The organism is Burkholderia sp. BC1, from assembly GCF_052683555.1.
In genome coordinates, this window is sequence record NZ_JBQYLP010000042.1 from 1 (window position 1) to 11336 (window position 11336).

13 protein-coding genes are annotated in these 11336 nt (G+C 71.6%); 12 read left to right on the top strand and 1 reads right to left on the bottom strand.

Features of this window, described 5'->3' with window-relative positions:
* Window positions 1-317 precede the first annotated feature (317 nt).
* The 11 genes from madL to ACSHSS_RS19985 all read left to right on the top strand — a co-directional run bounded on the left by madL (window position 318) and on the right by ACSHSS_RS19985 (window position 9159).
* A complete protein-coding gene (madL, locus tag ACSHSS_RS19935; RefSeq protein WP_006401079.1) occupies window positions 318-713 on the top strand; it encodes a malonate transporter subunit MadL in 396 nt (131 codons plus the stop codon).
* Window positions 714-724: 11 nt separating this feature from the next.
* Window positions 725-1492 (top strand): malonate transporter subunit MadM, encoded by a 768-nt coding sequence (gene madM, locus ACSHSS_RS19940; RefSeq protein ID WP_006407445.1) that lies wholly within the window; start codon window positions 725-727, stop codon window positions 1490-1492.
* A gap of 146 nt (window positions 1493-1638) precedes the next feature.
* Window positions 1639-3285, top strand: coding sequence for a malonate decarboxylase subunit alpha (gene mdcA / locus ACSHSS_RS19945; RefSeq protein ID WP_445545438.1), 1647 nt, complete (start codon window positions 1639-1641; stop codon window positions 3283-3285).
* A gap of 10 nt (window positions 3286-3295) precedes the next feature.
* Window positions 3296-3610, top strand: coding sequence for a malonate decarboxylase acyl carrier protein (gene mdcC / locus ACSHSS_RS19950; RefSeq protein WP_105840608.1), 315 nt, complete (start codon window positions 3296-3298; stop codon window positions 3608-3610).
* Window positions 3607-4542: a biotin-independent malonate decarboxylase subunit beta gene (locus ACSHSS_RS19955; protein ID WP_105840607.1), complete on the top strand. Its 936-nt coding sequence runs from the start codon at window positions 3607-3609 to the stop codon at window positions 4540-4542. The genes mdcC and ACSHSS_RS19955 overlap by 4 nt, the downstream gene beginning before the upstream one ends.
* Window positions 4529-5236, top strand: coding sequence for a biotin-independent malonate decarboxylase subunit gamma (mdcE, locus tag ACSHSS_RS19960; RefSeq protein WP_035949936.1), 708 nt, complete (start codon window positions 4529-4531; stop codon window positions 5234-5236). The genes ACSHSS_RS19955 and mdcE overlap by 14 nt, the downstream gene beginning before the upstream one ends.
* Window positions 5223-5891 carry a malonate decarboxylase holo-[acyl-carrier-protein] synthase gene (gene mdcG / locus ACSHSS_RS19965; protein WP_445545439.1) on the top strand — a complete coding sequence of 223 codons (669 nt, stop codon included), beginning with the start codon at window positions 5223-5225 and terminating at the stop codon, window positions 5889-5891. The genes mdcE and mdcG overlap by 14 nt, the downstream gene beginning before the upstream one ends.
* Window positions 5888-6757: a triphosphoribosyl-dephospho-CoA synthase MdcB gene (gene mdcB / locus ACSHSS_RS19970; protein ID WP_445545440.1), complete on the top strand. Its 870-nt coding sequence runs from the start codon at window positions 5888-5890 to the stop codon at window positions 6755-6757. The genes mdcG and mdcB overlap by 4 nt, the downstream gene beginning before the upstream one ends.
* Window positions 6754-7686 carry a malonate decarboxylase subunit epsilon gene (mdcH, locus tag ACSHSS_RS19975; RefSeq protein ID WP_445545441.1) on the top strand — a complete coding sequence of 311 codons (933 nt, stop codon included), beginning with the start codon at window positions 6754-6756 and terminating at the stop codon, window positions 7684-7686. The genes mdcB and mdcH overlap by 4 nt, the downstream gene beginning before the upstream one ends.
* A gap of 105 nt (window positions 7687-7791) precedes the next feature.
* Entirely contained in the window at window positions 7792-8313 is a 522-nt protein-coding gene (locus ACSHSS_RS19980) for a phospholipase D-like domain-containing protein (protein ID WP_054316022.1), read from the top strand.
* A gap of 177 nt (window positions 8314-8490) precedes the next feature.
* Window positions 8491-9159: a phosphoribosyltransferase gene (locus ACSHSS_RS19985; protein WP_445545442.1), complete on the top strand. Its 669-nt coding sequence runs from the start codon at window positions 8491-8493 to the stop codon at window positions 9157-9159.
* On the opposite strand, the gene phaZ is transcribed toward ACSHSS_RS19985, so the two are convergent.
* Complete coding sequence (gene phaZ / locus ACSHSS_RS19990; protein ID WP_445545443.1) at window positions 9146-10393, bottom strand: polyhydroxyalkanoate depolymerase; 1248 nt, start codon at window positions 10391-10393, stop codon at window positions 9146-9148. The two genes, ACSHSS_RS19985 and phaZ, sit on opposite strands and share 14 nt — an antisense overlap.
* A gap of 636 nt (window positions 10394-11029) precedes the next feature.
* Between phaZ and ACSHSS_RS19995 the strand changes: the two genes are divergently transcribed.
* Entirely contained in the window at window positions 11030-11227 is a 198-nt protein-coding gene (locus ACSHSS_RS19995; protein WP_006401066.1) for a hypothetical protein, read from the top strand.
* Window positions 11228-11336: the final 109 nt, after the last annotated feature.

Consider the following 11336-nt stretch of genomic DNA (forward strand, 5'->3'; position numbering starts at 1 on the left):
CCATCTCGCCTGCAACTTCGGAAGTTGGTCCATTGATCAGCGTTTCCCTAGTATCGATTCACGCGCCGGTCGGCCCGCATGGCGGACGCCTGGACGCGCAACCCGCGTCGCGCCGCCGGCTGCCTCGGTCAGTCTACGGCATCCGGCGTCCGGCCCGAAACCGCATCATCCCATCGACCGCCCGAGAACGCGTCCGCACGACGGCGCACCGGGCGGCGGCGCACCGCCGCAGGAGACGGCTTCCGCACGGATCGGCGTGCGGCGATCGGTTCCCGCGAGCGTTCCAGCGCCGTTACGAAGAGACTTGGAGACGACTCATGATCATCTACGGAACCGCGCTGCTGGCGTTCTGCCATCTGGCCGGGCTGTTTCTCGGCGATCTGCTGGGCGCCGCGATCGGCGTGAAAACCAACGTCGGCGGCGTCGGCATCGCGATGCTGCTGCTGATCTGCCTGCGGCTCTGGCTGCACCGGCGCGGCTGGCTGCCGAAGGAAACCGAGGCCGGCGTCGGTTTCTGGGGCGCGATGTACATCCCGGTCGTCGTCGCGATGGCCGCCAACCAGAACGTCGTCGCCGCGCTGAAGGGCGGCCCCGTCGCGCTGCTCGCGGCGGTCGGCGCCGTCGCGATCTGCGCATGCTGCATCGCGGTACTCGCCCGCACCGGACGCGACGACACCGCGTTCGCCGGTGTGCCGCAACTCGACGAACAGTGATGGAGGCCGCGATGCTGCAGATGCTCGAAAAGGTAGTGGCCCATAACGGGCTCGTCGCGTCGTTCGCGCTCGTCGGCCTGATCATGTGGCTGTCGTCGATCGCGTCGCGCAAGCTCACGTTCGGCCGCGTGCACGGCTCCGCGATCGCGATCGTGATCGGCCTCGCGCTCGCCTATGTCGGCGGCGCGCTGACCGGCGGCGAGAAGGGGCTGGCCGACGTGCCGCTGTTCGCCGGCATCGGCCTGATGGGCGGCGCGATGCTGCGCGATTTCGCGATCGTCGCGACCGCGTTCGAAGTGCAGCCGACCGAGGCGCGCAAGGCGGGGCTCGTCGGCGTCGTGTCGCTGCTGCTCGGCACCGTGCTGCCGTTCATCGTCGGCGCGTGCGTCGCGCGCGCGTTCGGCTATACCGATGCGGTGAGCATGACGACGATCGGCGCGGGCGCCGTCACGTACATCGTCGGGCCCGTCACCGGTGCCGCGATCGGCGCGAGTTCCGACGTGATCGCGCTCAGCATCGCGACCGGGCTCGTCAAGGCGATCATCGTGATGGTCGGTACGCCGGTCGCGGCCAACTTCATGGGCCTGAAGACGCCGCGCTCCGCGATGATCTTCGGCGGCCTGGCCGGCACCGTCAGCGGCGTCAGCGCCGGGCTCGCGGCGACGGACCGGCGGCTCGTGCCGTACGGCGCGCTCGTCGCGACGTTCCATACGGGCGTCGGCTGCCTGCTCGGGCCGTCGCTGCTGTTCTTCACGACGCGCGCGCTGGTCGGCGCGTGAGTGGCGCGGATGCGGGCCGCTCGCGTGTGCGACGCGCCGGCGCGCATCCATCGCGGCGCCCTCTGAGTCGCATTGCCCAACATCATCAATCGGCGGCGCCGCGAGGCTTAGAATGCCGCAGAACCATCGAAGCAGGAGAACTGTTCATGACGGGATGGAATCACGCGCGGCAGGCGCGCGATGCGCGCATTGCGGCCGGCGCGGCGTTCGCGCGCGGCAAGCGCGTCGATGCGCGCGACGCGGTCGCGCTGCTCGAAGCGGTGCTGCGGCCCGGCGATCGCGTGTGCCTCGAAGGCGACAACCAGAAGCAGGCCGACTTGCTCGCGACCGCGCTCGCCGAAGTCGACAGCGCCAGGGTGCACGACCTGCACATGGTGCAGTCGGGCGTCGTGCTGCCCGAGCATCTCGACGTGTTCGAGCGCGGGATCGCGAAGCGGCTCGACTTCGCGTATTCGGGCCCGCAGTCGCAGCGCATCGCGAAGCTGCTGTTCGGCGGGAAGATCGCGCTCGGCGCCGTGCATACGTATCTCGAGCTGTTCGCCCGCTACTTCATCGATCTGACGCCGCACGTCGCGCTGATCGCGGCGGTCAGCGCGGACGCCGACGGCAATCTGTACACGGGCCCGAACACCGAGGACACGCCGACCGTCGTCGAAGCGACCGCCTTCAAGGACGGCATCGTGATCGCGCAGGTCGACCGCATCGTCGACAAGGTGCCGCGCGTCGACATCCCGGGCGATCGCGTGCATTTCGTCGTCGAGGCCGGCCGCCCGTTCTACGTGGAGCCGCTCTTCACGCGCGACCCGGCCGCGATCACCGAGACGCAGATCCTGACCGCGATGCTCGCGATCAAGGGCATCTACGAGCCGTACGGCATCAAGCGCCTGAACCACGGCATCGGCTTCAACACCGCGGCGATCGAGCTGCTGCTGCCGACTTACGGCGCGAAGCTCGGGCTGAAGGGCAAGGCCTGCACGCACTGGGCGCTCAATCCGCATCCGACGCTGATCCCGGCGATCGAATCGGGCTGGGTCGAGCAGATCCATTGCTTCGGTTCCGAAGTCGGGATGGACGAATACATCCGCGCGCGTTCCGACGTGTGGTTCACGGGCCCGGACGGTTCGCTGCGCTCGAACCGCGCGTTCTGCCAGACGGCCGGCCTCTATGCGTGCGACATGTTCATCGGCTCGACGCTGCAGATCGATCTGTCCGGCCATTCGTCGACGGTCACGGCCGAGCGGATCGCGGGCTTCGGCGGTGCGCCGAACATGGGCAGCGACGCGCGCGGCCGGCGTCATCCGAGCGAACCGTGGCTGAAGGCCGGCGCGGAAGCCGATCCCGATACGCCGGCCGCGCTGCGGCGCGGGCGCAAGCTCGTCGTGCAGATCGGCGAGACCTTCGGCGACAAGAACGTGCCGATGTTCGTCGAAAAGCTCGACGCGCTGAAGCTCGCGGACAAGCTGCAGCTCGATCTCGCGCCGATCATGGTCTACGGCGACGACGTCACGCACATCGTCACCGAGGAAGGCATCGCGAACCTGCTGATGTGCCGCGACCGCGACGAGCGCGAGCAAGCGATTCGCGGCGTGGCCGGGTACACGGAAATCGGCCGCGGCCGCGACCGCAGGATGGTCGAGCGGCTGCGCGAGCGCGGCGTGATCCGCCGCCCGGAGGATCTCGGCATCGATCCGCTCGACGCGGACCGGCGCTGGCTCGCCGCGCGTTCGATCAAGGATCTCGTGCACTGGTCGGGCGGGCTGTACGCGCCGCCCGCCCGGTTCCGCAACTGGTAAGGAACAGCGCATGGAACAGTTGAACTATCGGTTCACCGCACGCGCGCGCGCGAAGGGCGAGCGGCCGATGGCGCTCGTCGGCGTCGTCGCGTCCGGCAATCTCGAGGTGCTCGTCGAGCGCGTACTGCCGGGCAACGAATGCGAGATCGACATCCGCACCGCGGCGGTCGGCTTCGGCGCGGTGTGGCAGGCCGTCGTGTCGGATTTCGTCGAACGGCGCGCGCCGGGCGGCCTGAAGCTGTCGATCAACGACGGCGGCGCGCGGCCCGACATGGTGTCGCTGCGGCTCGCGCAGGGCGTGCGCGCAATCGAAGGGGAGGCGTGATGACCGAAGCGATCCACGACGCGCCCGCGTTCGTCGCGAACGCGGCGAGCTGGTACGAGGCGTCGGCGCGGCAGCGCGTCGACGCGTTGCTCGACGCCGGCAGCTTCACCGAATTCCTCGGGCCGGCCGAGCGCGTGACGAGCCCGCATCTGCCGCTGTTCGACCTGCCGCAGCAGTTCGACGACGGGATGATCGTCGGCTGCGGCCGGCTCGACGGCAAGCCGGTGTTCGTCGCCGCGCAGGAGGGCCGCTTCATGGGCGGCGCGTTCGGCGAAGTGCACGGTGCCAAGCTCACGGGCCTGCTGCTCGCCGCGCGCGACAGCGGCACGCCGGTGCTGATCCTGTTCGATACGGGCGGCGTGCGGTTGCAGGAAGCGAACGCGGGCGAGCTCGCGATCGCCGAGATCATGCGTGCGCTCGTCGCCGCGCGCGCGGCCGGCGTGCCGGTGATCGGCCTGATCGGCGGGCGCGCCGGCTGCTACGGCGGCGGCGGGCTGCTCGCCGCGTGCTGCTCGGCGCTCGCTGTATCCGAGCAGGGCCGCATCAGCGTATCGGGCCCCGAAGTCATCGAGACCAACCGCGGCGTCGAGGAATTCGACGCGAAGGACCGCGCGCTGATCTGGCGCACGATGGGCGGCAAGCACCGGCGACTGATCGGCGGGGCGGAGCGCTACGTCGCCGACACGCCGGCCGCGTTTCGCGCGGCGGCGCTCGCGCTGCTCGAGCGCGCGCCGAAACTCGATGTCGCGACGCTGCGTGCCGAGCAGGCGCGCCTCGACGCGCGCGTCGCGCGCTTCGGCGCCTGCGAGGACGCGCTCGACGTCTGGCGTGCGCTCGGCGCGAGCGCGCCCGAGACGATCCCCGGCATGCCCGACGATGCGTTCGCGACGCTCGCCGACCAACTGCAGGAGCCGCAGCATGACGCTCGATGAGGTTCTGAATTCACTGTTTCCGCACGGCCATGCGATCGCGCGCGAGCGCGGCCTGCTGACGGGCCACGCGTCGCTCGGCGGCACGCGTGTCGACGTGATCGGTGTCGCCGAGCGTCTGCCGTTCGGAATCGACGAGGCGCTCGCGCTGTCCGCGCGCGTGCTCGACACGGTCGAGCGCGGCGACGCGACGCCGATCCTCGTGCTCGTCGACAGCGACAGCCAGCGGATGAGCAAGCGCGACGAATTGCTGGGCCTGAACGAAGCGCTCGCGCATCTCGCCAAGTGTCTGATGGTCGCGGACCAGGCTGGACACCGGACGATCGGCGTGCTGTACGGCCATACGGCCGCCGGCGCCTTCATCGCGACCGCGCTCGCGACGCGCACGCTGCTTGCGCTGCCCGGTGCCGAGCCCGAGGTGATGGATCTGCCGTCGATGTCGCGCGTGACGAAGCTGCCGATCGACGTGCTGAAGGAGATGGCGCGTTCGACGGCCGTATTCGCACCGGGGCTCGACAATCTCGTGAAGATGGGCGCCGTCGACGCCGTGCTCGATCCGGCGCGTGCGCTCGACGCGCAGCTGGCCGAATGGCTCGGCAAGCCGGCCGACCGCGTCGATCGCCGCGCGGCGCGCGGGCGTCCGGTCGCGGCCGACGTCGCCGCGCGCGTCGAGGCGCTCGCGCGTGCCGCACGCTGACGCAACGCTGCGCCGCCACACGCTCGTCACGTTGACGGCGCACGGCTGGCGCACGGCCTTCGCGCGCGATCCGGCGCTCGGCGCCGATCCCGTCGTGCGCGCGTGGGCCGACGGCGGGCGGGCGCTCGTCGTGCGCCGCGCGTCGCCGGACGAGGCGGCCGCCGGCCGCGTGCCGCTCGGCATACCGTTACCGCCGGCTGCCGGCAAGCGCCGCATCGCGCTGAATGTCGCGCGCGATGCAGTCGCGACGGCCGGCCCGCCGCCGGCGTTCGCCGACGTGCTGGCGGCGGCGCCGCACGCGTGGCGGCTGACGCTGCGCGAACTCGACGCGCTCGGCGCGCGCTGCGGCGTGCAGGGCCGCGTGTTCGGCAGCCTCGCATGGCAGGCGCTGACCGGCGACTCGTATCTGAGCGCATCGTCGGATCTCGACGTGCTGTTTCCGCTGCCGGCCGCGTCGTGCATCGCGCCGCTGCTCGACGGCCTCGCGGCGATCGCCGCGCGCGCGCCGATGCGCATCGACGGCGAACTGCTGCGCGACGACGGCGCGGGCGTCAACTGGCGCGAACTGCAGGCGCGCTTGCCCGAAGTCGCGGTGAAGACGGCGATCGCCGTCGAACTGATGCCCGCGTCCGCGTTTGCCGGAGACGCGCGGTGAGCGCGGCAGCCGTTTGCCGCGCGCCGGCCGCATCCTGGTCGGACGCCGACCGTATCGCGGCGCTCGCCGAGCGCAGCCTCGTGCTCGAAATCGAAACCTATCCGAAGCCGGGGCTCGTCAGCCACGTCGATACGGGCAGCCATTCGGACATGGACGCCGCGACGTTCGCACGCAGCGCGGCCGTGCTACGGCCGTTCTTCGCGGAACTGGCCGACGCGGGCGCGCGCGACGCCGAGATGGCCGCGCTGCGCAAGATCGGCCTGCGCGCGGAGCATGCGATGCTCGCCGCGACGGGCGGCGTCAACACGCATCGCGGCGCGATCTTCGGGCTCGGGCTACTGTGCGCGGCGGCCGGCGCCCGCGTGCGCGGCGCGGCAGCCGGTACGCCTACGCTCGGCGCGTGGGTTGCGCGCCGCTGGGGCGCCGACATTCTCGGCGGTCCGCGGCTGCCCGACAGCCACGGCGAACGCGCGAGCCGCCGCTACGGCGTCGGCGGCGCACGCCGCGAAGCCGCCGACGGCTTTGCGACCGTCTACGGCATCGGTTTGCCTGCGCTACGGCGCGCGGCACGCGATGTGCCGGACGATCCCGAGGCCGCGCGCGTCGATGCGTGCTTCGCGCTGATCGCCGCGCTCGACGACACGAATCTGCTGCATCGCGGCGGCCAGGACGGCCTCGACTTCGCCCGCGCGACCGCGCGCGCGTTCGTCGCACGCGGCGGCGTGCGCGCGCGTGACTGGCGCCGGCACGCGGTGGCCGCGCATCGCGCGTTCGTCGCGCGACGGCTGAGCCCCGGCGGCGCGGCCGACCTGCTCGCGATGAGCCTCTTCGTCGATGCATTCGACACCGGCGGGGGCGCGCGATGACACTCGCGATCCTTTGTTCGGGGCAGGGCGCGCAGCGCGCCGACATGTTCGCGCTGACGGGCGCGGCGCCGCAGGCCGACGCGCTGTTCGCCCACGCGGGCCGGCTGCTCGGCGACGATCCGCGCGTGTGGGTGCGCGACGCCGCGCCGGATGCGCTGCGCGAGAACCGCGCCGCGCAGATCCTCTGTACGGTGCAGGCGCTTGCGGCGACCGCGCTGCTCGACGCGCTGTGGCCGCGCCGGCGCTGTGTCGCCGGCTACAGCGTCGGCGAAGTCGCATCGTGGAGCGTCGCCGGCAGCCTCGATCCGCACGACGCGCTCGATCTCGCGGACGCGCGCGCACGCGCCATGGACGCCGCGAGCGGCGGCGACGAGCGCATGGCGTTCGTGCGCGGCTTGTCGCGTGCGCAGCTCGCTGCGCTGTGCGACGGGCACGAGGCGGCGATCGCCATCGCGAACCCGGGCGATGCGTTCGTGATCGCGGGCCGACAGGCGGATGTCGATGCAGTCGCCGCCGACGCGGCGCGCGACGGCGCGCAGCGCGTCGCGCCGGTCTGCGTGCGGATCGCATCGCACACGCGGCGCCTGGCCGCCGCGGTGCCCGTATTCCGCGCATCGCTCGCGGCCGTGCGCGTGCAACGGCCGCTTGCCGGCACACGGCTGTTTTCGGGCATCGACGGCGCATCGGTGCACGACGTCGACGCGGGCCTCGACAAGCTCGCCCGGCAGATCGCCGAGCCGGTCGAGTGGGCGGCGTGTCTCGCCGCATGCGTCGAAGCGGGCGCGACCGCGTTTCTCGAACTGGGGCCGGGCCGCGCGCTCGCCGACATGGCGAGCGGCGCCTACCCGGCGCTGCCGGCGCGCAGCCTCGCCGATTTCCGCTCGATCGACGGCGTCGCGCAGTGGCTCGCGCGCGTCGCCGCGCGCTGATCGGGCGCGTCGCCGCGCACGCATCGCCGCTCGCGCGTGGCCGAGTGTTGCGTCGGCGCAGCAGCGTCGCGACGCGCGCTTGCCACGCGATTGCGCATCGCTACAATGGCGCGCGCCATGAGACCAGCCGCCTTTCTCGTCGCCGCGCTCGGCTGCGCGGCGACTGTCCACGCCGCCCAGATTCCGTCCGACGCCGCCTCGGTCGGCGCCTATTTTTCATACGACAATGCGGCCGCCGACGCGACCGTCGCGCTGATCGGGCACGCGCAGCGGCGCGTGCTGCTCGCGGGCTACGCGTATGTGCCGCCGGCGGTGGCGAGCGCATTGCGCGCGGCGCGCGTACGCGGCGTCGACGTGCGCGTCGTGCTCGTGCGTTCCGCGCGGGCGGGCAAGTACAGCGGCGCAGGCTATCTGAAGTCGGCCGGCATCGATGTCGCGATCGATTCGCGGCGCACCGAGCCGATGCCGCGTTTCGTGATCGTCGACGACAGCGTCGCGCTGCCGGCCTCGTCCGACGGCGCGGCCGCACAAGCCGAAACGGTCAACGTGTTCGAGCGCGCACCCGAACTCGCGCAGTCGTATACGCAGTCGTTCTGGCGGCTCTATCGGCAGGCGGCCGGACTCTGACGTTTCCCGACTGCGCTCGTGCGTGTAGTACGCGTAGCGCGCGTACGCATCGTTGCCGTCGAAACGCGCGGCACCCGCCGGTATGACCCCGCTTGCATCGGCCGCGTCGATGCACGAAGCTGCATGAGCAGGGCGCGCGCATCGAGCGATTGTTCGGGGGCGCGCAGGGAGCCGATCATGTTCGAATGTTTCGCCGATCGTGCGGACGCGGGCCGCCAGCTGGCTGCCGCGCTGCACGCGTATGCGGCGCGCGACGACGTCGTCGTGCTCGCGCTGCCGCGCGGCGGCGTGCCGGTCGCCTACCCGGTCGCACGGGCGCTGCACGCGCCGCTCGACGTGCTGGTCGTGCGCAAGCTCGGCGTGCCGTACGAGCCCGAACTCGCGATGGGCGCGATCGCGACGGGCGGCGCGATTCGTCTGCAGTATTCGGTGATCCGGTCGCTGGGCGTGACCGACGTGCAGATTGCCGACGTGCTCGTGCGCGAAACCGCCGAGCTGAACCGCCGCGAAGCGCTGTATCGCGGCGCGCGGGCGCCGCTGCCGGTCGAAGGGCGCGTCGCGATCGTCGTCGACGACGGAATCGCGACCGGCGCGTCGATGCGCGTCGCGCTGCAGGCGCTGCGCACGCGGCATCCGGCGCGCATCGTCGCTGCCGTGCCGGTCGCGCCGGCCGGCATCGACCCGACCTTCGACGACGTCGCCGATGCGTTCGTCGCCGTCGCGCGGCCGCTGTCGTTCTTCGGGATCAGCCAGTTCTACGCGCGCTTCGAGCAGACCGACGACGACGAAGTGCGCGCGCTGCTCGACGCGGCGCGCGGACCGGACGACGACGTCAGGTCCGTCTGAGCGCTCGCGCGCGATGCGGCCGCCGCCGTGCCGCTTCGGCGAGCGCGAACAGCCGCTGCAGGGCCGGATGCACGTCGTCGCGCCAGTGCGCGCCCGAAAAGAGGCCGTAGTGATCGCAGTCGTCGATGTCCGCGCGATGGCGGTCGCGCGCGTCGAGGCCGCTGCACATCGCGAGCGCCGCATGCGTCTGGCCCGCGCCCGTCACGGCATCGCGCGCGCCTTCGACGGTCAGCAGCGCGAGCTCGCGCAGCGCGGCCGGCTCGACGCATCGGCCGCCGACCTCCCACGTGCCGTTCGCGATGCACATCCGCTGGAACACGACGTCGATCGTGTCGAGGACATATTCGGCCGGCATGTCGAGCAGCGCCGTGTACTCGCGCAGTGCGCGCCGCGCGGCCGCGAGCGCCGCCGGATCGAAGCGCGACGCGGCGCGTGCATAGTCCTCCATCAGCGACAGGAAGCGCTGCGGATAGACGAGCGCGATCTCGCCTTGCTGCAGATAGGTCGGGAATACGGGGCGGCCGTGTCCCGCGAATCCGGGCGGCACGATGTCGATCAGATTGCGACGGCACCATTCGAGCGAATGGGCGGCCGCGGCGGTGCCGAGCGTGCTCGGGTTGAGCCGCGCATCGAGCGGCCCGCCGATCAGCGTGAGGCTGGCCGGCGGCGCGAGCCCGCGCACCGCGCGCAGTGCGAGCGCGCCGAGCGCCGGCACGGTCGCCTGGCACACCGCGACGACGTGCAGCGGACGGCCGCCGAGTGCGAGCGCGTCGATGAAGCCGTCGAGCATCGCGACATATTCGTCGAGCCCGAAGCGGCCGCACTCGAGCGGCACGTCGCGCGCATTGAGCCAGTCGGTCACGCAGACGTCGCCGTCCGCGAGCAGCGTCTCGACTGTCTCGCGCATCATCACCGCCGAATGACCGGCGAGCGGCACGCACAGCAGCACCGTGCGCGAAGCGTCCGCGCGCGCGAAGCGGCGCAGATCGCAGAACGCCGTATGCGCGATGACGCGTTCGTCGATCGCCACGTCGCGGCCGTCGAGCGTCAACGGCCCGATGTCGAAGCCGGGCGGGCCGGCCGGCGCGCCGACGAGCGGCTCGAACAGATCGTCGTAGCACGACGCCGCTGCGTGCGGCAGCGTCGTCGACGGCCACGCATCGAACGCGTCGCGCGTCGCATCGCGCCACGCGCGCATCCATTCCCGCTGCTGCTCGACGAGTGCGTACCACATGGCGAACCTTCCGGCGGAACGGGTTGACACTGCATTATGGTCAATGGGCGCGCCCAGCGGTGGGCGAATTCGCGGCCGGAGTCTGCGCATTCCGTGTGCCTGCGGGCGTCGCATCGCGCGCCGCATGCGCTGCATCGAGCGTAACGGCGCGGCGCTACCGCGGTCGTCGGTGCCGTTCCTACCGGAGCGTTGCACCGAAGTCGATCGGCGCGCTCGATTCCGCGTCGGACCGTTGTTTCTCGATCTCGGCAAAACAGGCCGATCTCGGGTTCGAGCACAAGGCGGTGTAGGTAAGCCGTGACTTCGACCGGTGTCGCGCGGTCGGTCCGGGTGCAAAAGCGCGCCGACGCCCGTTGCCGACGAGAGTGCGACGACGCGCCTTGATTCGACTGCGATCGCTCGACGATCTCGATCGACTGGCCGAACCGCAGCGGCCGCCTTTTGCCCGATACGATGGATCGACGTACGCACGCACGCGCACGCCGCTCATACCGGCCGCATTCGCAGGCCTTCACCATCCCCGATCGCCGATTGTTCGCAACGGCTGACAAGTGACTTCGCATTCGCGCCGTTTATCCGGAGGTCGCTCGTCCCTAGAATCCACTCCATCGAATCACGCGTTGCCTGATGGAGCCGATGATGAAAGCCCTGATCGAATCGAGCCTGTACCACCCGTCCGTCGTGTTGCCGCTCGCCGCGCTGACGCAGCTGATGGTCGAGCGCGATTTCAATCTCGGCCAGGTCGGCCTGATCGTCGCGGCGCGCGGTGCGCAGGCCGCCGTGTCGCGCTCGCGCGCACTGATCTTCTGCCGCCACTGCGACGCGCACGCATGAGCGTCGCGGCACGGCGCCCATAAACGAAACGCCCGAACGGCGCGAGGCCGGTCGGGCGTTTCAGGGCCGGTCATGCCGGCCGTCCGATCAAGCCCCGGTTTCGACCGGG